The sequence below is a fragment of the Methylobacterium sp. P1-11 genome (assembly GCF_008329595.1).
Taxonomy (GTDB): Bacteria; Pseudomonadota; Alphaproteobacteria; order Rhizobiales; family Beijerinckiaceae; genus Methylobacterium.
The window spans coordinates 148,822-174,621 of record NZ_NPKS01000013.1; the positions used below are offsets into that span (position 1 = coordinate 148,822).

The 25,800-nt window shown below is 71.6% G+C and carries 24 protein-coding genes and 1 tRNA gene; 15 read left to right on the forward strand and 10 right to left on the reverse strand.

What is annotated here, in order from left to right; genetic code table 11:
* Positions 1-85: 85 nt before the first annotated feature.
* Positions 86-553, reverse strand: a complete 468-nt coding sequence (aroQ, locus tag CIW48_RS15220) for a type II 3-dehydroquinate dehydratase (protein ID WP_149311524.1) — start codon at positions 551-553, stop codon at positions 86-88.
* Between the two features lie 174 nt (positions 554-727).
* Here aroQ and CIW48_RS15225 point away from each other — a divergent pair, with 174 nt between their 5' ends.
* Positions 728-1,570, forward strand: coding sequence for a 3-keto-5-aminohexanoate cleavage protein (locus tag CIW48_RS15225; protein WP_149311525.1), 843 nt, complete (start codon positions 728-730; stop codon positions 1,568-1,570).
* A 45-nt stretch (positions 1,571-1,615) separates the two neighbouring features.
* Positions 1,616-1,689, forward strand: a tRNA-Gly gene (locus CIW48_RS15230).
* Positions 1,690-1,744: 55 nt separating this feature from the next.
* On the opposite strand, the gene CIW48_RS15235 is transcribed toward CIW48_RS15230, so the two are convergent.
* The 3 genes from CIW48_RS15235 to CIW48_RS15245 all read right to left on the reverse strand — a co-directional run bounded on the left by CIW48_RS15235 (position 1,745) and on the right by CIW48_RS15245 (position 5,366).
* On the reverse strand, positions 1,745-2,497 hold the full coding sequence (locus tag CIW48_RS15235; RefSeq protein WP_149311526.1) for a helix-turn-helix transcriptional regulator: 753 nt from the start codon (positions 2,495-2,497) through the stop codon (positions 1,745-1,747).
* Between the two features lie 92 nt (positions 2,498-2,589).
* The gene (locus CIW48_RS15240; protein ID WP_149311527.1) at positions 2,590-3,180 is read right to left on the reverse strand and encodes a class GN sortase; all 591 of its coding nucleotides are present in this window, start codon (positions 3,178-3,180) and stop codon (positions 2,590-2,592) included.
* A complete protein-coding gene (locus CIW48_RS15245; RefSeq protein ID WP_149311528.1) occupies positions 3,177-5,366 on the reverse strand; it encodes a marine proteobacterial sortase target protein in 2,190 nt (729 codons plus the stop codon). Before CIW48_RS15245 ends, CIW48_RS15240 begins: the two co-directional genes overlap by 4 nt.
* A 251-nt stretch (positions 5,367-5,617) precedes the next feature.
* On the opposite strand from CIW48_RS15245, the gene CIW48_RS15250 reads away from it, so the two are divergent.
* The 8 genes from CIW48_RS15250 to CIW48_RS15285 all read left to right on the forward strand — a co-directional run bounded on the left by CIW48_RS15250 (position 5,618) and on the right by CIW48_RS15285 (position 13,631).
* Complete coding sequence (locus CIW48_RS15250) at positions 5,618-6,349, forward strand: NUDIX domain-containing protein (protein WP_149311529.1); 732 nt, start codon at positions 5,618-5,620, stop codon at positions 6,347-6,349.
* A 10-nt stretch (positions 6,350-6,359) separates the two neighbouring features.
* Positions 6,360-7,346: an SPFH domain-containing protein gene (locus tag CIW48_RS15255; protein ID WP_149311530.1), complete on the forward strand. Its 987-nt coding sequence runs from the start codon at positions 6,360-6,362 to the stop codon at positions 7,344-7,346.
* An 11-nt stretch (positions 7,347-7,357) separates the two neighbouring features.
* Positions 7,358-8,251, forward strand: coding sequence for an NAD(+)/NADH kinase (locus CIW48_RS15260; RefSeq protein WP_149311531.1), 894 nt, complete (start codon positions 7,358-7,360; stop codon positions 8,249-8,251).
* Between the two features lie 22 nt (positions 8,252-8,273).
* Positions 8,274-8,819: a GNAT family protein gene (locus CIW48_RS15265; RefSeq protein ID WP_149311532.1), complete on the forward strand. Its 546-nt coding sequence runs from the start codon at positions 8,274-8,276 to the stop codon at positions 8,817-8,819.
* A gap of 461 nt (positions 8,820-9,280) precedes the next feature.
* On the forward strand, positions 9,281-10,333 hold the full coding sequence (locus CIW48_RS15270; protein ID WP_149311533.1) for an ABC transporter substrate-binding protein: 1,053 nt from the start codon (positions 9,281-9,283) through the stop codon (positions 10,331-10,333).
* A gap of 4 nt (positions 10,334-10,337) precedes the next feature.
* On the forward strand, positions 10,338-11,267 hold the full coding sequence (locus tag CIW48_RS15275; protein WP_149311534.1) for an ABC transporter permease: 930 nt from the start codon (positions 10,338-10,340) through the stop codon (positions 11,265-11,267).
* The gene (locus CIW48_RS15280; protein WP_149311535.1) at positions 11,257-12,063 is read left to right on the forward strand and encodes an ABC transporter ATP-binding protein; all 807 of its coding nucleotides are present in this window, start codon (positions 11,257-11,259) and stop codon (positions 12,061-12,063) included. The genes CIW48_RS15275 and CIW48_RS15280 overlap by 11 nt, the downstream gene beginning before the upstream one ends.
* Before the next feature lie 26 nt (positions 12,064-12,089).
* Positions 12,090-13,631: an amidohydrolase family protein gene (locus CIW48_RS15285; protein ID WP_149311536.1), complete on the forward strand. Its 1,542-nt coding sequence runs from the start codon at positions 12,090-12,092 to the stop codon at positions 13,629-13,631.
* Between the two features lie 21 nt (positions 13,632-13,652).
* Here CIW48_RS15285 and gudD read toward each other — a convergent pair whose 3' ends face one another.
* From gudD to kdgD, 3 genes are all read right to left on the reverse strand, one after another.
* Entirely contained in the window at positions 13,653-15,014 is a 1,362-nt protein-coding gene (gene gudD / locus CIW48_RS15290; RefSeq protein ID WP_149311537.1) for a glucarate dehydratase, read from the reverse strand.
* Between the two features lie 94 nt (positions 15,015-15,108).
* Positions 15,109-16,464, reverse strand: coding sequence for an MFS transporter (locus tag CIW48_RS15295; protein WP_149311538.1), 1,356 nt, complete (start codon positions 16,462-16,464; stop codon positions 15,109-15,111).
* 98 nt (positions 16,465-16,562) lie between these two features.
* A complete protein-coding gene (kdgD, locus tag CIW48_RS15300; protein WP_149311539.1) occupies positions 16,563-17,477 on the reverse strand; it encodes a 5-dehydro-4-deoxyglucarate dehydratase in 915 nt (304 codons plus the stop codon).
* Positions 17,478-17,585: 108 nt separating this feature from the next.
* Here kdgD and CIW48_RS15305 point away from each other — a divergent pair, with 108 nt between their 5' ends.
* The gene (locus CIW48_RS15305) at positions 17,586-18,488 is read left to right on the forward strand and encodes a LysR family transcriptional regulator (protein ID WP_149311540.1); all 903 of its coding nucleotides are present in this window, start codon (positions 17,586-17,588) and stop codon (positions 18,486-18,488) included.
* A gap of 116 nt (positions 18,489-18,604) precedes the next feature.
* Entirely contained in the window at positions 18,605-18,892 is a 288-nt protein-coding gene (locus CIW48_RS15310) for an MTH1187 family thiamine-binding protein (protein WP_091788950.1), read from the forward strand.
* 415 nt (positions 18,893-19,307) lie between these two features.
* Here CIW48_RS15310 and CIW48_RS15315 read toward each other — a convergent pair whose 3' ends face one another.
* Positions 19,308-19,481, reverse strand: a complete 174-nt coding sequence (locus CIW48_RS15315; protein ID WP_149311541.1) for a metallothionein — start codon at positions 19,479-19,481, stop codon at positions 19,308-19,310.
* 154 nt (positions 19,482-19,635) lie between these two features.
* Between CIW48_RS15315 and CIW48_RS15320 the strand changes: the two genes are divergently transcribed.
* Both CIW48_RS15320 and CIW48_RS15325 read left to right on the forward strand, forming a co-directional pair.
* Entirely contained in the window at positions 19,636-21,954 is a 2,319-nt protein-coding gene (locus CIW48_RS15320) for an FdhF/YdeP family oxidoreductase (protein ID WP_149311542.1), read from the forward strand.
* 45 nt (positions 21,955-21,999) lie between these two features.
* Positions 22,000-23,370, forward strand: coding sequence for a pentapeptide repeat-containing protein (locus tag CIW48_RS15325; RefSeq protein ID WP_149311543.1), 1,371 nt, complete (start codon positions 22,000-22,002; stop codon positions 23,368-23,370).
* Positions 23,371-23,412: 42 nt separating this feature from the next.
* On the opposite strand, the gene CIW48_RS15330 is transcribed toward CIW48_RS15325, so the two are convergent.
* On the reverse strand, positions 23,413-23,883 hold the full coding sequence (locus tag CIW48_RS15330; RefSeq protein ID WP_091788961.1) for a MarR family transcriptional regulator: 471 nt from the start codon (positions 23,881-23,883) through the stop codon (positions 23,413-23,415).
* Between the two features lie 123 nt (positions 23,884-24,006).
* The gene (gene selA / locus CIW48_RS15335) at positions 24,007-25,437 is read right to left on the reverse strand and encodes an L-seryl-tRNA(Sec) selenium transferase (RefSeq protein WP_149311544.1); all 1,431 of its coding nucleotides are present in this window, start codon (positions 25,435-25,437) and stop codon (positions 24,007-24,009) included.
* Positions 25,438-25,626: 189 nt separating this feature from the next.
* Here selA and CIW48_RS15340 point away from each other — a divergent pair.
* On the forward strand, positions 25,627-25,800 hold a 174-nt coding region (locus tag CIW48_RS15340; RefSeq protein WP_246695256.1), incomplete at its 3' end, for a sugar phosphate nucleotidyltransferase.

The following is a 25,800-nucleotide window of genomic DNA, read 5'->3' on the forward strand; positions in this document are numbered from 1 at the left end:
GACGAGCGCGTGGGAATTGGGCCTGACCGCCCTCCTCCGCCCTGTCTCTGCCAGCGTCAACCCTGATCGCGGCGCTATCCGCGCCTCAAGCGGTCTTGTCGGCTCGCGGGGGCTTGCCGGCCCGCAGATGCGCGAGATGGCGGATGGCGAGCGCGTAGCCGTGCGTCCCGAACCCGGCCAACACGGCCGTCGCGGCGAGCGAGATGTAGGAATGGTGGCGGAAGGCCTCGCGCCGGTGGACGTTCGAGATGTGGCACTCGATCACCGGCACCTCACAGGCGTTCAGCGCGTCGAGGAGCGCCACCGAGGTGTGGGTGTAGGCACCCGCATTGATGACGATGCCGGCGGAGCCGACGCGGAACTCGTGGATCGCGTCGATCAGCACGTGCTCGGCGTTGCTCTGGCGGCAATCGACCGCGAGGCCGAGGCCCGCAGCGGTCTCGCGGCACAGGGCCTCGACGTCGGCCAGCGTCTCGCGGCCGTAGATCTCCGGCTGGCGCTTGCCGAGCAGGTTCAGGTTCGGCCCGTTCAGGACCAGGACGGTGTCGTTCATCGTGTGCCTCGCGGGCCGAGAGGTGCGGCAAGCGCCGGCAAGACACAAGTCCGGGCTGTCATCCGGCCGGAGATGTCCCGCACACGGGCCTGCCGCCCGCGCCGGGCGGTTCAGATCCGGGTTCCGCGGCGCTATCCCGGTGCGAAAGCCGGATGAGGCAGGGAGGACAGGCGGATGGCAGGATCCCGGAGCGACGCGCCCGTGGTCATCGCGGTGGCGATCACCGGCTCGGTGCCGCGCAAGACCGACAACCCGGCCGTTCCCGTCACGGTCTCTGAGCAGGTCGAGTCGACGCACCGGGCCTTCGAGGCGGGCGCCACGCTCTGCCACATCCACGTGCGCAACGCGGACGAGTCGCCCTCCTCCGACCCCGACAAGTTCGCCGCCGTGCAGGAGGGGCTGCGCAAGCACTGCCCGGGCATGATCGTGCAGTTCTCCACGGGCGGGCGCGGGCGCGACCCGGCCGCGCGCGGCCTCTCGCTCAAGCACCGGCCCGACATGGCCTCCCTATCCACAGGCTCGGTGAACTTCCCGACGATCGTCTATGAGAATTCCGCCAGCCTCGTGACCGACCTCGCCGGTCAGATGAGGCAGTATGGCGTCCGACCCGAGATCGAGATCTTCGACCTCTCGCACCTGCACGGCGCCAAGCGCCTCGTGGAGGCGGGCCTGATCGACGCGCGCCCGCACGTGCAATTCGTGATGGGCGTCCAGAATGCGATGCCGGCCGAGGAGCACCTCCTCGACATCCTGCTCGCCGAGACGCGGCGGATCCTGCCGCAGGCGACCTGGACCGCGGCCGGGATCGGCCGCAACCAAGCGATCGTGATGGACTGGGCGCTCGCCCGCGGTGCCGACGCAGTGCGCACCGGCCTGGAAGACAACATCCGGGTGACGAAGGACCGTCTGGCCGCCAGCAACGCCGAGCTGGTCGGGCTCGCCGCCGAGGCCGTGGCCCGGCATGGCCGCCGCGTCGCCACGCCCGCGGAGGCCCGCGCCGCGCTCGGGCTCGCCTGAGCCCACCTTCTCATGGGCCCGGCGGCATGCTAACGATCCGCCCGCGCGGGTGTAGCTCAATGGTAGAGCAGCAGCCTTCCAAGCTGAATACGAGGGTTCGATTCCCTTCACCCGCTCCAAGCCTGCCCGCCGCGCCGGGCGGCCGCGGGCCTCTCCGCTCTCTGTCCTGTCCTGTCAGGCGATCCCCGTGAAGAAGGTGGCGTAGCCGTCCTCGTGCACCCGGGCGAGATAGGCCCGGTACGGGGCGTAGCCCGGCTCCTCCGGCCCGATGCGTCCGTAGCCGAACGCGCCCGCCTGCTCGGGCAGCAACGCCAGCGGCGCCGACGTCGGAGTCAGTTGCGTGCCGCGCCCCGCGTGGAGCGTGGTCAGAACCCCGTACATCTCGCCCTGGATGTTCGGGCGGCACAGCACGGCGAGACGGTGCTGCCCGTGCCAGTTGGTCACTAGATAGATCATGCCCGACTGGCTCGGCACGGCGACGCTGCCCGATTGCGCGAAGGGGGCGTCGAGCCGCTCGGCCTCGCGGAACACGAGGCGGGCCGCGTCCGAATCCCAGGCGATTTCGGTGCGGTAGGCGAAGATCGCACCCGCCGACCCGAAGGACGGCCGCAGGGTGAGATAGCGCCCCTCGATCCAGGCCACGCTCTCCCGCGAGTAGGAGCCGAGATCGTCGGGTGCGTGGCGGGCCGTCTCCGGGGCCGGTCGCCCCGTCTCCTGGCGGAGGGACTGGCCCAGGGCCTCCTCCAGCCGGATCGTCGTCGCCAGGGTGAAGGGCCGGCGGCCGGCGAGCGCCTTCTCCAGGGTCGAGATGCTGATCCGGGCCTCCTCGGCCAGCGTCTGCCGGGAGATGCGCCGCCGGGCCAGCGCCTCGCGCACGGTCTGGGCAATGGCACGGCTCTGCGCCTCGGACAGTTCGATCTCGCTCACAGGCACGGCTCGCACGGGCTTGACCCGCACAGATCCGCACGAAACCGCACATTTGCGCAAGCGCGGCCAAGCTGGCCGTCCACGCCGACCGGTCAGGAACGCCCCGCCTCCGAGGCCAGCTCGGTCTCGACGATCAGCCGGAGCGGGCCGGCCTGCAGCGCCTCCAGGGGCCAGCAGGTGACGAGGTCGAGGTGCCGGCCGGGGGCCTGGGGGTCGATGCCCGAGGCGTCCCAGCGCGCCACCCGCGTGCCGGTGACGCGGAAATGCCGGGCCCGGCTATCGCGGCCGGTCACCGTGACGGGATCGCCGCGCCTAAGCTGCCCCAGCACCGCGAACTGCGTGTCGCGGTGGGCGGCGATGACGGCGGTTCCGGGCGCGCCGGCCTCCGGGGTGCCGTCCAGATGGCCGGGGCCGAAGGCCAGGGCCTGACCGCTCCCGCCCCGCAGCACCACGAAGCTGCGGCCGGCGACCGTGAGGCGGGCGACCGGCTCGGTGTCCGCCCAGGGCCAGGGCCGGGCCGGCCGGCCCTCGGCCAGGGTGCGGGCGAAGGCGTGCTCCAGCAGCACCTGCGCCAGGGCGGCCTTGGCGGGGATCCAGGCGGCCTGTGCCGCCATCCCGATTCCCGCGAGGGTGAGGAGGGCGGCCAGCGCCCTCCCCAGTCCGGTCGCCGGACGGCGGCTCATCGCGTGGCCCCGGTCCGCCGGCCGCCGATCGTCAGGCCGGTGCCCAGCAGGAGACCCAGCAGGGCGAGGAGCAGGCCCAGGCCGAGCTGCGCCCGGATCCCGGCCCCGGTCTGCGGCAGGTCGATGGCCGCGCCGTCGGCGCGGATCGGCACGATCCGGGCCGCCCCGTCGTCGGCGGGCGCGGCGCCGGGCCGGTCCGTGCCGAACACCTTGGCGAAGTCCCAGCCCGCCGGCAGGTTCAGCGGCAGGTCGGCGGCGACGAGCGGCGTGCCAGGCGCGCGGCGCGGAGTAGCGTCGATGGCCACGAGGCTGGTCAGCCGTGTCGTCAGGCCGTGCTCCAGGGCGAGGGCCAGGATGGCGGCGTCGGCCGCGTCCGCGCCGAGGCGCCCGGTGATGCGCGCTGTCTCGGTCTCGCCGATCCGGGAGCGCGCCCAGACCTTGGAGATGCCGGCACCGGCGCGCGCCTCGACGAGAGGGAGCGTCCGGGTCCAGGTCCGGCCGCCAACCCGGCCCGAGACGGTCACGGTCCCGTGGACCGTCTCATGGTCCGCCCCCGGCAGAAGCGCGGCGAAGACCAGCGGCTCGCCGCGGTACAGGTCGGGCAGCGCGCCCGGTGTGACGGCGACGCCCGGGACCGAGAAGGTCGCGGTCAGGTCGGTGACGGCCGGGGATTCCAGCTTCTCGTAGAGCGCGCGGGTTCGCTCGCCGACCTGCGCGAGGTCGCGGATCTCCGTGAAGCTGCCGCGGCCGATCTCGGCCGCGTGGCGCATCAGGTGGCCGTTCGGCGCCGAGCCGATGCCGACCATGAACAGGCGCGAGCGCCCGAGACCGGCGTGGATCGCCGCGAAGATCCGCTCCTCGTCGCCGACGGCGCCGTCGGTGAGGAACACGACCTGGCGCACGCGCCCGTCCTCCGGATGGGGATCCGCCAGGGCGGCCTTGAGCGGCGCCAGCATCTCGGTCCCGCCGCGGGCCTCCAGGGCGCTCACGAAGGCGTCAGCCTCTGCCAGGGCCGCGCGTGTCGCCGGGACCGGCTCGGGATGCAGCGCGTCCCAGGTGTCGTCGAAGCGGATGACGTTGAAGCGGTCCCGCGGGGTCAGCCGACCGAGGCCGGCCAGCAGCCCGGCCTTGGCCTGCCGCATCGAGGCGCCGGACATCGAGCCGGAATTGTCGATGACGAAGGTGACGTCGCGCGCCGGCCGGGCGGCCGCGTCGACCTCGACCGCCGGTGGGTTCACGGCGGCCAGCAGGTAGGTCCGGCCGGAGACAGTCTCGCGGAACAGGCCGAGACCGGGCATCCGGCTCGCGACCGGCGCCCAGGTCAGCTCGAGGTCGCGGTCCGCCGGCACGACGCCGTCGGCCAGGGTGACGGTCCGCGACTCCGGGCCGGTCTCGGTCACGCGGATCGCGTGGGTGGCGCTGTGAACGGCGCCGACGGCGAAGCCCGCCTGGAGCCGCACGGTGACGGCCACCGGGTTGGTCGGCGGGGACACGGCCGGATCGAGCACCGGCGGGCTGATCCGGGCGCGGTCCGGAACCGGGTCGCGGGCCGCCTCGGCCACGCCGTCGAGGGAGACCGCGTCCACCGAGGCGGGGGCGGGATTGTAGCGGGGCGCGACCACCAGTGGCAGGCGCAGCGTCCGCGTCTCGCCGGAGACGGGGATCGTCTGCTGATAGGTGATCTGGACCAGCACGGTCTCGCCGGGGCCGATATTGGCGACCGCGTTGGTGAAGATGTTGGGCCGCTCCTGCGTGGTGAGCGCCGCCGACTGCCCGGCCGCCTTCGCGGCCTCGTAGGCGCGTTTGGCCGCAGCCCGCTCGCGGATGTCGGCGACGATCACGCGCGAGCCGACGACGAGCTTCATCCCGTCGACGGCTGCGTCCTCCGGCAGGGGGTACACGTAGGTGCCCTCAACCCACTCCGCCGTGGTGTTGCGGAAGGCCTGGGTGACGGTGGCCCGGGCGGTCGGGCCGCTGACGTCGACGCTGATGTCGGTCGCGAGCTGGACGGCCTCGACCGGCGCGGTGCCGGCCGGGCCGCGCAGCGTGAGGCCGCCCCGCGTCGGGCTCGGCGTCGCGTGGGCCGAGGCGAGCATGACGAGGAGCGCCAGCAGCGCGAGGAAGAGCGGCGACAGCGCGGCGTTGCGGGGGGGCTCGATCGCGGGTCGTGAAGCGAAGAACGGCATCGGGAAACCTCCTGCGCCGGCGGATCGGTGCCGGCTCGCCGCTGAAGCTCCCGCGCCCGCAGCTGCGCCGCCACGAGAAGCTTCGCCCTTTTCCGGGCTCGGACCGCACCCGGCGGCCGCGCCTGGGCGGATCTGTGCGGAGCCGGTGCGGAGCTGTGCGCCCCGCGGCGGCGCGCGACGGGCTCTGCCCTCGTCTTGACATATGCGCAATCTGCGTCTTAGTTATGCTCAACATGAGCAGAAATCGACTGATGACCGAACCCGAGTTCCTGGCCGGCTACGATCCGGCGGCCTACGACCGGCCTGCCCTGGCGGTGGACCTCGTCCTGCTGGGGATCCGGTCGGGCCGGCTCGCCGCCCTCCTGCTGCGACGGAGCCGGGAACCGCAGGCCGGCCTCTGGGCGCTGCCGGGCGGATTCGTGGGCATCGCCGAGACCCTCGACGCCGCCGCGGAGCGCGTCCTGCGCGAGAAGGCCAAGATCGAGCTGGCGCGGCTCGAGCAGCTCTACACCTTCGGCGCCGTGGACCGGGATCCGCGGATGCGCATCGTCTCGGTCGCCTACCTGGCGCTGCTGCCGGAGGCGGCCCTCGCCGAGGCCCTGGCGGGCGGCGCCGGGCTCGCGGCGGCGACGCTGGTCGTGCCGTGGGCGGGCGAGGCCGGCGGCCCGGTCTCGGCCGAGGCGGAGGACGGCGCCCCCCTCGCCCTCGCCTTCGACCACGCCGACATCCTCGCGCTGGCCGTGAAGCGGCTGCGCGGCAAGCTCGACTACACGGATGTCGGCTTCGCGCTGCTCCCGGAGCACTTCACCCTCCGCCAGCTCCAGGACGTGCACGCGGCGATCCGCGGCGCGCCCCTCAACAAATCCGCCTTCCGCCGCCGCATGCGCGACCGGGGCTGGATCGCGCCGACCGGCGCCCGCGAGGCCGGGACGGCGTTCCGCCCCGCCGAACTCTTCCGCTTCGACAGGTCGGGTCAGTTCTGAGGAGACCATCATGGCCACGGTCCGCAACATCGGTGTGATCGCCCAGCTCCGGAGCGAGGCGAGCAGCCACATCATCCGCTTCCGCAACGGCCGGGTCCGGCAGAGCGGACGGGGTCTGGTCTTCTGGTTCCGGCCCGAGACCGCCAGCATCAGCGAGGTGCCGGTCGACGACCGCGAGATGACCCTGTTCGTCCGCGGCCGCAGCCGGGACTTCCAGACCGTCGTTGTCCAGGGGACGATCGGCTGGCACGTCGTCGATCCGGAGCTGCTGGCGAGCCGGGTCGACTTCTCGATCGACCTCCGCACCGGACGCCTGCAGGGCGAGCCGATCGAGCGGATCGAGGCCCGCCTCGGCGGCATCGCCAGCCAGGCGGCGCTCCAGTATCTGGGGGCGAGCCCGATCGGCGTCCTCCTCGACGCCGGGCCGGAGCCGCTGCGCGCCGTGCTGGAACGGGTGCTCTTCGCCGCCCCGGCGCTGGCCGAGATCGGCGTCGCGGCGGTGTCGGTGCGGCTCACCAACCTCGCGCCGACCAGCGAGCTGGAGCGCGCCCTGCAGACGCCGACCTTCGAGGCCCTGCAGCAGAAGGCCGACGAGGCGACCTTCTCCCGGCGCGCCCTGGCGGTCGAGAAGGAGCGCGCCATCGCGGAGAACGAGCTCGCGACGAAGACCGAGCTCGCCCGGCGCGAGACCGTGCTGATCGCCCAGGAGGCCGAGAACGCCCGCGACCGGGCTGCCGGCGTCGCGGAGGCGCGGGGCCTGGAGGCGGCCGCGGAGGCCGAGCGGATCCGCCTCGTCGAGGGGGCCCGGGCCGACGCGGAGCAGCGCCGCGCCGCCGTCTACCGGGACATGCCGCCCGCCGTGCTGCTCGGGCTGGCGGCCCGGGAACTCGCCGGCAAGCTGGAGACCATCGAGCACGTCAACGTCACGCCCGACCTGCTGGCGGCAATCCTCGGCGAGTTCCGGGGCGCGCTTCCCGCGCGGCTCGCGCCGCGCTGAGGAGGCCCGCCATGCCGGCCCTCACCTCCCGCGTGGTCTTCGTGATCCGCGACACGGATTACGAGCTGCTCATCGCCCGGCACGCGACCCGCGGCCAGGTCCGGTTCTTCCTGGAGAGCCGGGGCCAGACGCTCGCCGAGGTCGAGGCGCGCCACGCCCAGTTCCAGGCCGTGCTTGCGGAGGCCCGGTCCGCCGTACCCCTGGACTGGCGGCAGGCCCTGGTGCGGCGCCCCGACCTCGACCGCTTCCTCTTCGCCCCCGAGGACGTGGTCGTGGCCGTGGGGCAGGACGGGCTCGTGGCCAACGTCGCCAAGTACCTCGACGGGCAGCCGGTGGTCGGCGTCAACCCGGCGCCCGACCTCTACGACGGCGTGCTGGCCCGGGCGCGGGTGGAAGCCCTGCGCGCCCTGCTGCCCGCCAGCGCGGCCGGCGCCGCCCCCCTGCAGCGGCGCACCATGGTGCAGGCGACCTTCGACGGCGGCGAGCGGCTGCTCGCCCTGAACGAGATCTTCGTCGGCCACCGCAGCCACCAGTCGGCGCGCTACCGGATCGAGGACGGGGCGCGGGCGGAGGACCACTCGTCGAGCGGCCTGATCGTGGCCTCGGGCACCGGCCTGACCGGCTGGGCGCGCTCGATCAGCGAGGCGACGCACCTCACCGTGGAGGTGGGCATCGAGGAGGCGGCCTTCGGCTACTGGGTGCGCGAGCCGTTCCCGAGCGTCGCCACCGGCACCGACCTGCGCGGTGGCAAGTTCGCCGGATCGCCCCTCACTGTGGTGTCGCGGATGAACGAGGGCGGCGTGGTGTTCTCGGACGGGATCGAGCAGGATTTCGTCGCCTTCGACTGGGGGCGGCGGGTGAGCCTCGCGCCGGCCGACCGCACCTTCAACCTCGTGGCCGCGTAGCGCGGCGCCGACCGGGAGCCCGATGATCCCCATCCGGACCGACCGCCTGATCCTGCGGCGCTTCAGGCCGGACGACGCGGCCGACCTGTTCGCCTACCTGCACCGGCCGCGGGCGCGCTGCTTCCTGAGCAGCCGCCTCGACACGCCGGCCGACGCGGAGGCGGAGGCCGAGCGGCGCGGCCGCGATGACGAGCACGTGGCCGTGTGTCTGGCCGCGACCGACCGGCTGATCGGCGACCTGTTCTGCCTCCCGGAACCGCCCGACACCTTCTCGGTCGGCTGGAACTTCAACGCCGCGTACGGCGGCGCGGGCTACGCCGTCGAGGCCGCGGCCGCGCTCTTCGAACACCTGTTCTCCGAGCGGCGGGCGCGGCGGCTCTACGCCTACGTCGAGGAGGACAACGCCGCCTCGCGCCGCCTGTGCGAGGCGCTGACGATGCGCCCCGAGGGCCTGTTCCGCGAGTTCATCTCGTTCGCGGACGACGATCAGGGCAACCCGATCTTCGAGAACACGATGCAGTACGCCATCCTGCGCCGGGAATGGGCGGAGCGCTCCGCGCGCGGCTGAGGCCGGTCCAGCATTGTCCAAAGACCCCGGCTGAATACGCCGGCGGCATTCAGCTGCTTTCGCGGGCGTCGGACCGGTCGAATCGCGGCGCGAAGACGATGTCCGTCATCACGAGCGCAGCGAAGTGACCCAGGGCAGCGCGACGTCCGGAGGCCTGGCGCTGCTGGATTGCTTCGCTCCTCTCGCAAGGACGGCGGTGCAGTTCTTCGACAGCGCCGACGGGCAAGGCGCGCCGCCACTACGGTCGATCCCCGCGTCTGGCACGCTTCTTGGTTCGTATTCACCAGCGCAGCGTCGCCCCGGCGGCGGCTAGAGGTTGGCGTGCCGTCGATGTGGTGAGGTGCCGGGCGACCGGATCTCCGCGACTGCCTTGAGCCTGTCCCGAGCTCCGATCCCTCCGTTTCAGCACCGGCACGCGCCGTCCGGCGGATCGCGCGATCCGCCCTCTGAGGAGAGTCGATATGTGCGACCGTCACGGCGATTATCGCGTCCCGGATTTCACGCGGTTCAAGCCCAGCCGCAGGCGCTTCCTTGGCGGGACCGCCGCCGCGCTGACCCTGGCGGTGGGTCCGGGCCTGACCAGCGCGGCCGCGGCGGCCACCGGCATCCGGGCGACCCACGGCACCGGCTTCTGCAACCTGAACTTCTTCCTGGCCGAGGCGATGCAGCTCGCCAAGGATGACGGGCTGACCATCGACTTCGTCAACACGCCGACCTTCTCGGATCAGGTCACCTTCCTCGGCATGGGTCAGGTCGATGCCGGCGTGATGCCCTACACGAGCTTCATGGCCCTCTACGACGCGGGCGCCCCGGTGAAGATCGTGGCCGGCGGCGGCATCGAGGGCTGCGTGCTGGTCGCCCAGCCCGGCCTCGACAGCCCGGAGAAGCTCAAGGGCAAGACCCTCGGCACCTTCCAGCTCGATACGCTCGAGGTCCTGCCCTACGACTGGCTGAAGAAGAATGGCGTCGCGTTCAAGGACATCACCGTCCGCTACATGGGCTCGACCCCGGAGGCCGTGGAGGCGTTCCGCGCCGGCGCCCTCGACATCATCTCGACGATCGAGCCCTACGGCACGGCGCTCCTCACCGACGTGAAGGGCGCCGTGAAGCTCTCCGACGGCACCGACATCTACGGCAAGGGCTACACCGACTGCGTGCTGGCGGTCCGCAACGAGCTGATCGCCAAGAACCCGGCCGCCGTGAAGGCCCTGATCAAGGGCATGATGAAGGCCCAGGCCCTGGCGGAGGGCGACCCCCAGGCCGCCCTGAACAAGCTCGTCGGCTCCTACTACAAGACCTCGATGAGCAACGCCCAGCTCGCCATGGGCCGTCAGCCCTCGGTGGTGGACGCCCGCAACCAGACGCAGTTCATCCTCGACCGGACCGATTCCGTCGCCGAGATGGGCTACATCAAGAAGAAGCCCGGCCGCGACGCGATCGACTGGACCCTGCTGGAACAGGTCATCGCCGAGAACCCGGATCTCTACGGCAAGCTCAAGCTGAAGTCGGCCTGAGCGGATGGCCATAGATCTCGCCCGCGCCGCCGCCGTCCCGCACGTCCGGCCGCGCCCCCCGTTCGGCCGGCGCGTCGCGCTGCCCGACGGGCTCGTCCCCCTGCTGCGCCGGACCGGCTGGATGCTGGTCTCGGTCGGCTGCTTCGCCGGCCTGTGGGAGCTGCTCTGGGCGTTCGGCATCGCCGATGCCAAGCTGCTACCGCCGCCGCACATCTTCCTCGGCAACCTCGCCGAGCAGGCGCGGTTCTTCAACACCGCTCAGCGCTGGCAGATCGGTACCGGGATGAGTGCCGGCCCGAGCCCCGCCATGGCGGTGCTGATCACGGTGCTCGCCTCCACGGGCCGGGTGCTGGCGGGCCTCGCCCTGGCCGCGACCCTGTCGATCCTCGTCGGGGTGGCGATCCGCTACGTCGTGCTGTTCGAGCGGCTGACCCTGCCGACCATCACGCTGCTCGCCCCGGTCTCCCCCATCGCGTGGCTGCCGGTGGCGATCTTCATGTTCGGGATCGGCAATGCCCCGGCGATCTTCATGGTGTTCATCGCCCTGTTCTTCACGATGGTCCTCTCGACCATCCACCAGATCGACGGGGTCAACCGCAACTACATCAACGTCGCCCGGACCATGGGGGCGTCGAAGCGCCAGATCTACGCGCGGGTGATCGTGCCGGCGATCCTGCCGGGGCTGCTCGCGGTGCTGCGCCTCAACCTGTTCGGCGCCTGGATGGTCGTGCTCGTCGCCGAGGCGACCGGCGTCGGCTACGGGCTCGGGCAGGTGATCATGCTGGCGCGCAACACCTTCAACCCGTCGCTCGTGTTCTTCACCATCACGCTGATCGGCCTCCTGGGCTTCGCTTTCGACCTGCTGTTCCGGCTGGTCCAGCGGCGGATGCTGTACTGGCTGCCGCGCGACGCGGGGTCGTCCCTTGGCCTCTGAATCGGATCCCGTCGACGCCGTCTCGTGCCGCGGCGTCGCCAAGGTCTGGGCGGCCGGCACCGCCCGCGCCCACGAGGCCCTGCGCGACATCGACCTCACCGTGCGGCCCGGCGAGTTCGTGGTGTTCCTCGGGCCCTCGGGCTGCGGGAAGAGCACGCTCCTCTACCTGATCGCCGGGCTCGAACCCGCCTCCGGCGGTGAGCTCCTGGCCTTCGACGCGCCGGTCACCGGCCCCTCGCCGGAGCGCAGCCTGATCTTCCAGGAGACCTCGCTGCTGCCCTGGCTCAGCGTCTGGCAGAATGTCAGCTTCGGCCTGTCGCTGAAGGGCGTGCCGGAGGCCGAGCGCCGGAGCATCGCGCGGGCCGCGCTCCAGCGCGTCGGCCTCGCCGAGGCCTTCGACAAGCGGCCGGACGAGCTGTCGGGCGGCATGCGCCAGCGGGTGGCGGTGGCACGCGCCCTCGCCATGCGCCCGAAGGTGCTCCTGATGGACGAGCCCTTCGCCGCGCTCGACGTCCAGACCCGCCAGAAGATGCAGGACTTCCTGCTCGACGTCTGGCGCGACAGCGGCGCCTCGGTGCTGTTCGTGACCCACCATATCGACGAGGCGGTGGCGCTCGCCGACCGGGTGGTGGTGTTCACCGCCCGCCCCGGGCGGATCAAGACGATCGTCCGCAACGACCTCGCCCGCCCGCGCGACCCGTTCTCGGCTGAGGCCGAGGCGATGCGGCGGCAACTCACCGAGCTCTTGCGCGACGAGGTCGACCGGGCCTTCGCCGAGCAGGAAGCGCTCGTCTGAACCCCTCCCCCAACACGGACACGACCATGGCCACATCGCTGATCCGCAGCCGGCGGATGATCACCCGCACCCTCGACCACGATCGCTGGGAGGAGATCGCCGACGGCGCGGTCCTGCAGAAGGACGGGATCATCGCGGCTGTCGGCACCTACGCGGACCTGCACGCCCGCTACCCCGACGCCCCGGTGATCGGCTCCGGCCGCGAAATCCTGCTGCCGGGCTTCGTCAACGGCCACCACCATGTCGGCCTGACGCCGGTGCAGCTCGGGTCGCCCGACATGCCCCTGGAGCTGTGGTTCGTCACCCGCATGGTGGCGCGCAACCTGAACCTCTACCTCGACACCCTGTACTCGGCCTTCGAGATGGTCGGCTCCGGGATCACCACGGTCCAGCACATCCATGGCTGGATGCCCGGCAGCCTGGAGGAGGTCGAGGCGCGCTCCAACGAGGTGCTGCGCGCCTATCGCGACATCGGCATGCGGGTCTCGTACTGCTTCGCGGTCCGCGACCAGAACCGCCTCGTCTACCAGGCCGACATGGACTTCGTGGCGAGCCTTCCGGCGCCGCTGCAGGACCCGATGAAGCGCTGGTTCGAGCGCTTCCAGATGTCTCTGGAGGACAATTTCTCCCTGTTCCGCAGCTTGCATGCCGGCCAGGCCGGGGCCTCGCGGTCCAAGATTCAGCTCGCGCCCGCCAACCTGCACTGGTGCTCGGACGCAGCCCTCGAAGGCCTCGCCGGTTTGTCCGAGTCCTACGACGTGCCGATGCACATGCACCTCGTCGAGACCGCCTACCAGAAGGCCTATGCGGAGAAGCGCGGCGGCGGCACCGCCGTCGAATATCTCGACCGGTTCGGCATGCTCGGTCCGCGCCTGACGCTCGGCCACGGGGTCTGGCTCAACGAATCCGACATCGAGCGGGTGGCGGCGACCGGCACCTGCATCTGCCACAATTGCTCGTCGAACTTCCGGCTGCGCTCCGGCGTGGCGGCCCTCAACCGCTTCGAGGCCAAGGGGATCAACACGGCGATCGGCCTCGACGAGGCCGGCATCAACGACGACCGCGACATGCTGCAGGAGATGCGCCTCGTGCTGCGCGCCCACCGGGTGCCCGGCATGGACGAGGCCGACGTGCCGAGCATGGCGCAGGTGCTGCGCATGGCGACCGTCGGCGGCGCCCGCACCACGCCCTACGGCGACAGCCTCGGCACGATCGAGGTGGGCAAGGGCGCCGACATGGTCCTGATCGACTGGGACCAGATCGCCTATCCCTACCTCGACCCGGAGACGCCGCTCCTCGACGCGGTGATCCAGCGGGCCAAGACCGGCGGCGTCACCGCGGTGCTGTGCGAGGGCGAGGTGCTCTACGCCGACGGGCGCTTCACCCGGGTCGACCGCGACGCCGCCCTCAAGGCGCTGCACGACGACCTGTCGCGGGCGCTGTCGGACGACGAGGTCGAACGGCGCCAGCTCTCGAAGGCCCTGCTGCCGCACGCGAAACGCTTCTACGCCGATTACATCGACCCGTCGCGGCACGAGCCGTTCTACCGCCCGAGCTCGCGCGTCTGAGGCGCGGGCCCGGGCCGGGCTTCAGCGGACCAGGCAGGGCTTCTTGTTGTCGAAGGTCCAGCCGGGGATCAGGAACTGCATGGCGGCCGCGTCGTCGCGGGCGCCGAGGCCGTGGTCGCGGTAGAGGGCATGCGCCTCCTCCACCGCCGACATGTCGAGCTCGATACCGAGGCCTGGCCGTTCCGGCACGCGCACGAGGCCGCCGCGGATCGCCAGCGGCTCCTTGGTCAGGCGCTCGCCGTCCTGCCAGATCCAGTGGGTGTCGATCGCCGTGACGTTGCCGGGCGCCGCCGCGGCCACGTGGGTGAACATCGCGAGCGACACGTCGAAGTGGTTGTTCGAGTGCGAGCCCCAGGTCAGGCCGTGGTCGCGGCAAAGCTGGGCCACCCGGACCGAGCCGGCGAGCGTCCAGAAATGCGGGTCGGCGAGCGGGATGTCGACGGCGCCGAGCTGGATCGCGTGGTTCATCTGCCGCCAGTCGGTGGCGATCATGTTGGTGGCGGTGGGCAGGCCGGTGGCGCGGCGGAACTCGGCCATGATCTCGCGGCCCGAGAACCCGCCCTCGGCACCGCAGGGATCCTCCGCGTAGGCCAGGACGTGGCCCTGGCCCTTGCAGAGGCGGATCGCCTCGTCGAGCGACCACGCGCCGTTCGGGTCCAGCGTCACCCGCGCCCTGGGGAAGCGCGCGTGGATCGCGGTGACGGCGGCGATCTCCTCCTCGCCCCGCAGCACGCCGCCCTTCAGCTTGAAGTCGTTGAAGCCGTACTGGTCGTAGGCGGCCTCGGCGAGGCGGGCCACGGCCTCCGGCGTCAGCGCTTCCTCGTCGCGCAGGCGGAACCAGCCGTCGCGGGCCGTGGGCGCGCGGTACTCGAGATCGGTGCGGGTGCGGTCGCCGACGTAGAACAGGTAGCCCAGCATCTCGACGGCGTCGCGCTGCTGGCCCTCGCCCAGAAGGGCGGCCACCGGCACGTCGAGGTACTGGCCGAGCAGGTCCAGGAAGGCGGATTCGACCGCCGTCACTGCGTGGATGGTGATGCGCAGGTCGAAGGTCTGCAGCCCGCGCCCGCCGATGTCGCGGTCGGAGAAGCGCGTCCGCATGGCGTTCAGCACCGCGTTCCAGGCGCCGAGCGGCTGCCCGACCACGAGGTCCCGGGCATCCTCCAGGGTCTTGCGAATGCCCTCGCCGCCGGGGACCTCGCCGAGGCCGGTGGCGCCGGTGGAGTCGGTCAGGATCACGAGGTTGCGGGTGAAGTACGGCCCGTGCGCGCCCGAGAGGTTGAGCAGCATGCTGTCGTGGCCGGCCACCGGCACGACCGTCATCTCGGTCACGGTCGGCGTGTTGCGGGCGGCGTGGCGGCTCTCGTTCGACGTGGCGTGATCCATGGCGTCCTCCTCGGGGCCCCCGGCCGGTCTTCGCCGGGCGCGAGGCGGGATCGATGCGGGGCCGGACCGGCCCCGGGCCGGCCCGACGGGCTGGTCAGTGGGCCTTGAGCTCGACGCGGCGGATCTCGCCGACCACCACGAGGTAGCAGAAGCAGGCGACGAGGGCGTTCAGGCCGACGAAGACCAGGGCGCCGTTGAACGAGCCCGTGCTCTGGACGATGTAGCCGATGGCGATCGGCGTGGTGATGCCGGCGGTGTTGCCGAAGGTGTTGAACAGGCCGCCCGAGAGGCCGCCGCTCTCCCGCGGGGACGTGTCGGCGACGACCGCCCAGCCGAGGGCGCCGATGCCCTTGCCGAAGAAGGCCAGCGCCATCAGGCCGACCACGAGGGCGTCCGCCTGGACGTAGTTGCAGCCGATGATGCTCATCGACAGCAGCATGCCGCCGACGATCGGGATCTTGCGGGCCGCCGTCAGCGAGAAGCCGCGGCGCAGGAGCAGGTCGGAGATCACGCCCCCGAGGATGCCGCCGATGAAGCCGCAGAGCGCCGGCAGCACCGCGGCGAAGCCGGCCTGCAGGATCGACAGGCCGCGCTCCTTGACGAGGTAAACCGGGAACCACGTCAGGAAGAAGTAGGTCAGCACGGTGATGCAGTACTGACCGACGTAGATGCCGAGCAGCATCCGGTTGGCGAGCAGCTGGCGCAGCGTCCGGCCGGCATCGCCCTGCCTGGTCCGGCTCTGGCCGTCCATGTCGAGCAGCGCGCCGCCGGCCTCGATGTAGTCCCGCTCCGCCCGGTTCATCGACGGGTGGTTCTTCGGGCTGTCGACGACGCGCAGCCACACCACCGCGAAGGCGATGCCGAGCAGGCCCATGCTGGTGAAGACGTGGTGCCAGCCGAAATTGTGGACGATCCACGCCATCAGCGGCGTGAACAGTACCGTGGCGAAGTACTGCGCCGAGTTGAAGAACGCCGAAGCCATGCCGCGCTCCCGGGTCGGGAACCACGCGGCGACGATCCGGGCATTGGCGGGGAAGACCGGCGCCTCGGTGAGGCCGACGGCGAGCCGGAGGGCGAAGAGCAGCACCACGGCTGTCAGGCCGGTGAAGAAGCCGACGGCGCCCTGGACCAGCGTGAAGCCCGACCAGAGGGCGACCGCGGCGGCGTAGACCCACTTGACGCTGTAGCGGTCGAGGAGCCAGCCGCCCGGGATCTGGGCGAGGACGTAGGACCACGCGAAGGCCGAGAAGACGTAGCCCATCTGGACCGGCGAGAGGCCGAGTTCCTTGGCCATGTCGGGCCCGGCGATCGAGATGGTCGCGCGGTCGGCGTAGTTGATCGTGGTGGCGGCGAACAGCATCGCCACGATGAGGAAGCGGACGCGGGTGCGGCGACCCGCATCGGCGGCGTCGAGCAGGGTGCTCGTCGCGCCGCTCGAACTGGCACTCATGGACGTTCTCCCTGGCTCTTCGCCGCCCGGTTGATCCAGGAAGCGGGTCATGGCCGCCGTTGGCTCGGCGGGCCCGTCGTTGGTCGCGTCGCGGGGGCTCAGCGGCGGTCGCCGATCAGGGCCGTCAGCTCGGCGCGCTCGGCCGCGTCAAGGTCGGTCAGCGGCGGCCGGACCGGGCCGGCGTGGCGGCCGACGGCGCTCATGCCCGCCTTGACGATCGAGACCGCGTAGCCGCGCTTGCGGTTGCGGATCGCGATGTAGGGGAGGACGAAGTCACGCAGTTCCCGGTAGACCGCGTCGCGGTCGCGGCGGCGGACGCTGTCGTAGAAGGACAGCGCCCATTCGGGCAGGAAGTTGAAGATCGCCGAGGAGTAGGTGGTGACGCCCATCTCCAGATACGGCAGCGCGAAGGTCTCGGCGGTGGGCAGGCCGCCGACATAGGTCAGGCGGTCGCCCAGAGCAGCGTAGACCCGGGTCATCAGCTCGACGTCGCCGACGCCGTCCTTGAACCCGACGAGGTTCGGGCAGCGCTCGCACAGGCCGGTGATCGTCTGCTCGTTCAGCTGGGCGTTGGCGCGGTTGTAGACGATGATGCCGAGGGAGGTCGCCCGGCACACCGCCTCGATATGGGCGGCGAGCCCCGCCTGCTCGGAGCCGACGAGGTAGGGCGGCAGCAGCAGGATTCCGTCCGCGCCGGCGGCCTCGGCTGCCTGGGCCATCTCGACCGCCAGTGCTGTGCCCTGTCCGGCTGGGGCGATGACCGGGGTCCGGCCGCGGGTCTCCTCGACGGCGGCGCGCAGGACACGGTCAATCTCGGCGGGCGTCAGCGAGAAGAACTCGCCGGTGCCGCCGGCGGCGAACAGGCCTGACACCTTGTAGTCGGCGAGCCGCCCGAGATTGTCCCGGTAGGCGGTCTCGTCGAAGCTGAAATCGTCGTGGAAATGCGTGACCGGGAAGGACAGCAGGCCGGAGCCCAGCACGCGGGCCATCTCGGCCGGGGTCATGCTCGCCATCGATTCCTCTCCCTGGTGCGCACCGTTCGGTGTCGCGTCCGGGGTTAGGCGCCGGCGTTAGATGCGTCCAACGTTGATTTTGGCTGGATTATCCCGGATCGTGCATCAATGTTCGACCTCGGCCATGCCCGCAGCTTCGTCGCCGTCGCCGAGGAGATGCATTTCGGCCGGGCCGCTGCGCGGCTGAACCTGACCCAGTCGCCGCTGTCGCGGCAGATCCAGATGCTGGAGCAGACGCTCGGCGTGACGCTGCTGGAGCGCACCACCCGGGCGGTGCGCCTAACGCCAGCGGGCCGCACCTTCCTGGCGGAGGCCTATCGAGTGCTGGCGGCGGCCGAGAACGCCGCGCGCATCACCCGGCGCGCCGCGCGGGGCGAGAGCGGGGTGCTGCGCCTCAGCTTCACCGCCGCTTCGGCCTACCGGACGCTGCCGCAGGTCGTGGCCCATGTCCGCCGGACGCTGCCCGAGGTCGACCTCGTGCTGGAGGAGATGGTCTCGGACGAGCAGATCCTGGCGCTGGGCGAGAACCGCACCGATCTCGCGATCCTGCGGCCGGCCCCGGTCCTGCAGGATCCGAAATCCGCGATCGCCACCGCGCCGCTGGCGCGGGAGCGGCTCCTGCTCGCGGTCCCGCGCGGGCATCGCCTCGCGACGGCGCGCGCGCCGACCCTGCGGGACCTCGACGGCGAGGCCTTCGTGACGTGGTCGCCCCGGGGCGGTCGCTACTTCATCGACCTGCTCGACCGGCTGTTCGAGGCCAGGGGGGTGCAGCCGCGGATCGTGCAGCGGGTGAATCAGGTCCACGCGATGCTGGCGCTCGTCGGCGCCGGCATCGGTGTTGCGCTGGTGCCGGGCAGCGCCCGGGGCAACAGCATGGCCGATATACGGCTCCGGCCGATCGCCCTCCCCACGACGACCGGGCCGGAGCTGTGGCTCGCGTGGCGCAGCGACAACGCCAATCCCTGCCTGCCCTCCGTGCGGGCGGCAGCGCTCGAAACCGGCGAGGCGTGACGCCCCGCCCGCCGCTGGCCTGGAAAGTCGGAACGGCCGGCGATAGGCTGCCCGCAGGCCCCGCCGCCGGTCGCGTCAGCGCGCCGGGGCAGCCCCTCCCGGATCAGGCAGGCACCATGAAAGTTTCGGCCGACCTCTGCATCGTGCCGATGGGCGTCGGCCCCTCGGTCTCGCCCTACGTGCGGGCGATCAAGGACATCATCGAGTCGAGCGGGCTCACCGCCACGATGCATCCCAACGGCACGAACATCGAGGGTGAACTGTCGGAGATCTGCGCGCTGGCCGAGCGGTGCGAGGCCAAGCTCGCCGAACTCGGCGTCCAGAGGACCTTCTTCACGCTGATCTTCTCGACGCGCCGCGACAAGGACCAGTCGATGGCCGACAAGCTCGCGGCGGTCTCCTGACCGCGACCACATCGCCCGCCATGCCGGGGTCGCGCAGGAGAGCCGGAAACCCGGTCCAGCCGCGGCGGCAGGTCTCGCGCCGACAGAGCGTCGGCATTCCGGGCCCGCCTTCGGCGCCCCGGAACGACGGCGCCTGAACTTCTAGGAGGCCGGATCTTACCGAGGTCGGGACGGTGAGGATAGCCGAGCCCGTCCCCAGCGAGGCGCGGGTCCCCTCGCCCGTGCGGGAGAGGGACAGGGTGAGGGCTCGGGTCCGTCCGGACGTAGCGCACCCCGGCCGAGCCGTGATGGCGCGCGATCCGGAAGCGTCTTGTCCCTTACCCCAACCCTCTCCCGCACGGGAGAGGGCGCGCGTCGCGGCAGTCTCGGCCGAAGACGCATCCTCCAGACCGTCGCAACGCGATCGGGAACGGCCTCAGCCGTGGCAGGCGCAGCCGGCATGCTCGCAGCCGGCGTGATCCTTGTGTCCGTCCGCGCACTCGTCGCAGCAATAGGCCTTGCCGTCCCGCGACACGGCCTTGGAGACCGAAATCACGCAGACGCAGTCCTGGCAGGCACACTTCACCATCTCAACGTCGACGCTGGCCATGATGTCCTCCTCGGCGAATTGTCCGCATGTCGACGTTAGGGCCACGGCACCGCCGAGGAAACCCGTCCGGGGCGCGGTGACGCGCCCGTGATCCCATTCGCCCGCTCGCGCGTTCCCTCGTGCTGGTCATTGCTGGACCGGCTGGGAGGGCACCATGGCCGAGCAGAACACCGACGACGTCCGGATTGAGCCCTATCAAGGGCCCGCGGGCGGCTGGGGCTCGGCGCGCTCCCTCGTCGAGATCCTGACCCGCGAGGGCGTGCCGGTTACCGGCTCGGCGATGCTGCTGAAGCAGAACAAGCCGGACGGCTACATGTGCACGTCCTGCGCCTGGGCGAAGCCGGCCAAGCCGCTGGCCTTCGAGTATTGCGAGAACGGCGCCAAGGCGACCGCCTGGGAGCAGACGCGCCGCCGGGCGACCCCGGATTTCTTCGCCGAACACACGGTGACGGAACTCCTCGGCTGGAGCGACTACGCCCTCGAGGAGCAGGGCCGCCTGACCCACCCGATGCGCTATGACCCGGCGACGGACCGCTACCGGCCCGTCGCCTGGGCCGAAGCCCTCGCCGAGATCGGCCGGGAGCTGAAGGACCTGCGTGCGCAGGATCCGCGATCCGTGGTGTTCTACGCCTCCGGCCGGGCCTCCCTCGAGACCAGCTACATGTGGGCGCTGCTCGCGCGGCTCTACGGCAACAACAACCTGCCGGACTCCTCCAACATGTGCCACGAGCCGACCTCGGTGGCGCTGCCGCAATCGATCGGTGCCCCGGTCGGCACGGTGCTGCTGGAGGATTTCGAGACCACCGACCTGATCCTCTTCTTCGGCCAGAACGTCGGCTCGAATTCGCCGCGCATGCTGCATCCGCTCCAGGAGGCGCGGCGCCGGGGCGCGCAGATCATCACCTTCAACCCGCTGCGCGAGCGCGGCCTGGAGCGCTTCACCGATCCGCAATCGCCGGTGGAAATGCTCACCCGCTACTCCACGAAGATCTCGACGCAGTATCATCAGGTGAAGGCCGGCGGCGATCTCGCAGCGCTCACCGGCCTGTGCAAGGCCCTGCTCGCCCTGGACCGGGCGGCCGAGGCCGCCGGCAAGCCCCGGGTGCTCGATCACGCCTTCATCGCCGAACACACCCACGGCTTCGCGGCCTTCGTCGCCTTCTGCGACGCACAGGATTGGGCCGCGCTGGAGCGGCGCTCCGGCCTCACCCGGACCGCGCTGGAGGCCGCCGCCGGGGTCTACGCCCGCGCGAAGGCGGTGATCGGCATCTATGGGATGGGCCTGACCCAGCACCGCAAGGGCACCGAGACCGTCCGGATGCTCGTCAACCTGCTGCTCCTGCGCGGCAATATCGGTAAGCCCGGCGCCGGGATCTGCCCGGTGCGCGGCCACTCGAACGTGCAGGGCCAGCGCACCGTCGGCATCACCGAGAAGCCCGAACTCGCGCCGCTGGACAAGCTGCAGGAACTCTACGGCTTCGAGCCGCCGCGGGAGAAGGGCCTCAACACGGTGGAGACCTGCGAGGGCGTCCTCGACGGACGCGTGAAGGCCTTCATCGGGCTCGGCGGCAACTTCCTGCGGGCGGTGCCCGACACCGGCCGGATGGAGCCGGCCTGGCGGCGGCAGCGCCTCACCGTGCAGATCTCGACCAAGCTCAACCGCTCCCACCTCGTGAACGGCGCCGTGGCCTACATCCTGCCCTGCCTCGGACGGATCGAGATCGACCGGCAGGCGAGCGGGCCGCAGGCCGTGTCGATGGAGAGTTCCACCGCGCAGTTCCACGGCTCGCGGGGGGTGGCCGACCCGGTCGGGCCGCACCTGCGCTCCGAGCCCTGGATCGTGGCGGAGATCGCCAAGGCGACCCTGCCGCACAATCCCCGTGTCGACTGGGATGCCTGGGTCGCCGATTACGGGCGGGTGCGCGACGCGATCGAGGCGACCTACCCGAGCGTGTTCCACGACCTGAACGGCCGGATGTTCCAGCCCGGGGGCCTGCTGAAGCCGCTGGGCGCCCGCGACCGCAAATGGGAGACGGAGACCGGCAAGGCGAATTTCGCGGTGCCCGAGGGCCTCGAAGCCGACCCGGATCTCCCCGCCCGCGGACCGGACGTGCTCGACCTGATCACTCTGCGGTCGAACGACCAGTTCAACACCACGGTCTACGGCTACGACGACCGCTTCCGCGGGGTGAAGGGTACGCGGGACGTGCTGTTCATGAACCGGCGGGACATCGCGCGGTTGGGCTTGAAGGACGGCGGCAGCGTCGCCGTGGAGACCGAGGCCGACGATCAGGTGTCGCGGCGCGTCGGCGGCCTGCGCGTGGTGGCCTACGACATCCCGGAAGGCAATTGCGCCGGATACTATCCGGAGCTGAACGTCCTGTTGCCGCTCTGGCACCATGACGAGCAGTCCAAGACGCCGGCCGCGAAGGCCATCGCCGTTCGGGTGGCGTCGGCGACCGGCGCCCTCTGAGCGAAGCGTCTGGCGTCCGGTCGCGCCTTCCGGCAAGGAACGACCATGGACCAGGGGACCCCAACCGACGCGTGGCCGGACGCTCAGGCCGAGCCGCGCCTGCGCGCGCTCCTCGGCCGGATCGCCGCCGGGGCGCCGCTGTGCGAACCGGGCGCGGACCTGTCGCAACTGAGCGCCGGGCCGGGCGCGCTGGCCGCCGAGGCGGATTCTGGTCTCGGCACGGATGCCGAATCCGGCGGCCTGTCACTCGCCGGCGCCGACCTGTCCCGCGCCCGCATGGAGGAGGCCGACCTCTCCGGCGCCAACCTGCGCCGGGCCACGCTCGCGGGCGCGGTCGGGCGCTCGACCCGCTTCACCGGCGCGATCCTGGAGGAGACCGACCTGTCCGAGGCCGATCTCTCGGGGGCGGACTTCACCGACATCGTCGCCGGACAGGTGAAGTTCGCCGGGGCGATGCTGGAGGATGCCCGGTTCGGCCGCGCCGCGATGCGCTTCGCCGACCTGTCGGGCGCCCTCCTCGACGGGACCGATTTCGCCGGCGCCGACCTCTGGGGCGCGGATTTTTCCGGGGCGGATGCCGACGACACGAACTTCCGCGGGGCGCGGCTCGACGAAGCCAAGCTCGCGGACGCCAACCTGACCCACGCGGATTTCGCCGAGGCGAGCCTGACCAAGGCGAGCCTCGCCGGCTCGCGCCTGCGGGGGGCGCATTTCACCGGCGCGAAGCTCGACGGTGCCGATCTCTCGGGGGCGGATCTCTCGGATACCGACCTTGTGCGGCTGAATCTCGCCACGTGCCGCCTGCGGCATGCGCGCTTCGCCGGGGCCTGGCTCAACGGCACGCGGATGAGCGTGGAGCAGCTCGGGGGAGCGGTCGGCGAGGAGGTGGCCGGCGCCTATGAGGCCGCCCAGGCGAGCTACCTCGCCCTTGAGCAGAACTGGAAGAGCATCGGCAGCCACGACGCGGCGAGCTGGGCGTATAAGCGCGGCCGCCGGATGGGCCGCTTCCATGCCGGGCAGCAGGCCCGCGCCGCCTGGAGCAGCCGGGACTGGGCCGGCTTCCTGCGGCACGGCTATCGCTGGACCGCCGATCGCTTCGTCGAGTGGCTGTGCGATTACGGCGAGAGCCTGTCACGCATCGCCCGCGCCTTCGCGCTGCTGATCGTGCTGTTCGGCGGGCTCTTCGGCCTGACCGGCGGCCTGTTCATCGTGGAGGGGCCGGAAGCCGGGCCGACCTACAACCCGCTCGATCTCCTGAGCTACAGCGCGCTCAACATGATGACCGCGAACCCGCCGGAGATCGGCCTCAAGCCCACCGGCCGCGTCACCAACCTGCTGGTCGGCATCGAGGGCGGCGTCGGCATCATCCTGATGGGCCTCTACGGCTTCGTCCTGGGCAACCGCCTGCGGCGGTGAGGCCGCCAGCTCCGGAGCCGCGTCCCCGCATCCGAGCGGTGCTCAGTCGTTCACGCTGAGCCGCTCGATGACGAGGCTGAGATCCCTGCGCAGGGCGCGGATCTCCGGCTCGCTGAGTTCGAGCTGACACATCACGCTCTCGCGGACCGAGACCGCGTCGGCTCGCAGGGCGGCGCCCTCCGGCGTCAGGGCGATCTCGACCTCGCGCTCGTCGGACTGGCGCCGGGTCCGGAGGAGGAAACCCGCGCTCTCCAGGCGCTTCAGAACCGGCGTGAGCGTTCCGGAATCGAGGCGCAGACGCCGGCCGATCTCCGAGACCGTGACGCCATCCTGTTCCCACAGCACCAGCAGGACCAAATATTGCGGATAGGTCAGTCCGAGCCGCTCGAGCAGCGGCCGGTACGACTTGGTCATCCGATGCGCGGCAGCATAGAGCGCGTAGCAAAGCTGGTTATCGAGATGCAGCGGATCCGTCTCCGGCTCCGCCTCAGCCGTCTCGGCAATATACGCCATATCGCTCGCCCATCGCGGTCCATGCACCGCCACTCTCGACCGCGACCGCGGGTTCGTCATCATACCATAACACGGGAGGCCGCCGTGCAAGGTCCAGTCTTCCGATCCGTTCTCTTAACAACCCTAGGGGGTTCGTAGCCCGTTCTCGGCGGGCGGGAGCGCCGCCAGGGTGTCGAGGAAGCCGGCCTCGTCCTCGAGCGTCCGGAGATCGAGGCGGACGGACTCGTCGCTGATGCGGCCGATCACCGGCACCGGAAGCCGGCGCAGATCCTCGGCGAGCCGCCGGCACCGCCCGCGGCCCCGGCCGCCCGGCGTCAGAACCAGGGCGGCGCTGGGCAGGGTCTCCACCGGCAGGGCGCCGGATCCGATCTGGCTGATGCAGTCGGCGACCGCGATCGTGGCCCGGCCGGCGAGCCGCTCCGCCACCGCGGGGGCAAGGCGTTCGGCCTGCGCGGCGATTGCGTCCCGCGCGCGGGTGAGCAGCCGCAGGGTCGGCAGCTCCGCGCGGAGCCGCTCGGGGTGGAGGTAGAGCCGCAGCACGGCCTCGAGCGCCGCGTAAGTCATCTTGTCGACGCGCAGGGCCCGCTTCAGCGGGTTCTTGCGCACGCGGGCGACCAGGTCCTTCCGGCCGGCGACGATGCCGCACTGGACCGCGCCGAGCAGCTTGTCGCCACTGAAGGTGACGACATCCGCCCGCTCCAGGGCGCCCCGGACCGTCGGCTCGGGGGGCAGCCCGTAGGCGGCTAGGTCGACGAGGCTGCCGCTGCCGAGATCGTCCGCGAGCGGCACGCCCCGCTCGCGGCAGAGGGCGTGCAGGGCGACCGGATCCGCGGCCGCGGTGAAGCCCGCGATGGCGTAATTGCTCGGATGCACCTTCATCACGAGGCCGGTGCGGGGTCCGAGCGCCTCCGCGTAGTCGCGCAGATGGGTGCGGTTGGTTGTGCCGACCTCGCGCAGGCGGCATCCGGCCCGCACCATCACGTCCGGCACGCGGAACGAGCCGCCGATCTCCACGAGTTCGCCGCGGGAGACCACCACCTCCTTGCGCATCGCCAGCGCGTTCAGCACCAGCAGGACCGCGGCCGCATTGTTGTTGACGACCACCGCGGCCTCGGCGCCGGTCAGGCGGCAGATCAGAGCCTCGACATGGTCGTCCCGCTCACCCCGGGCGCCGGTGGCGAGATCGAATTCGAGGTTGCTCGCCTGCACCATCACGGCAGCCACCGCCTCCGCGGCCGAGCGGGGCAGCAGGGCCCGGCCGAGATTGGTGTGCAGCACCGTCCCGGTCAGGTTGAAAACCGGCCTGAGGGACGGGCGGTGCTCGGCGGCAAGCCGCGCGGACGCTTCGGCCCGGATCGCCGCCGCATCCGGAACGGGGCCGCCGCCGGCCCGGATCGCCGCCAGCACCCCCCGGATGGCGTCCGTGTACCCCGTCCGCCCGTAGGCCTCGAGATCCGCCGGAGGTGCGGCGCCGACGAGGCGCTCCACCGAGGGAATCCGGCGCGGGGACGAATCCGGATCGTCGGCCGGGCGGGTGGGGACGGGCTCAGTCATGACAGGCCAGAGATAACCATCCCCCCGAACGCGGCCAGTCTGTCGCGGCGCGGATTATGCGCGCAGGTTGTTCACTCCCCGGCCCGACGGTAAGGGCAGATCCGGAAATCGGCGGCCGCCACTCCATCGCACCCGCGCGGGGCGGGCTCGGCCGCGCCACCCCGCCGAGACGTCTCGGGAGAGGCCGCCATGTCCCGACCTTCGATCCAGATCCACCCGATGATCCTGTGCGGTGGGACGGGGACGCGGCTGTGGCCGGCGTCGCGGGAGAGCATGCCCAAGCAGTTCGCCCGGCTGGTCGACGCCGAGCGCTCGACCTTCCAGGCGACACTGGCGCGGGTGTCGGACGCCTCCGTCTTCACC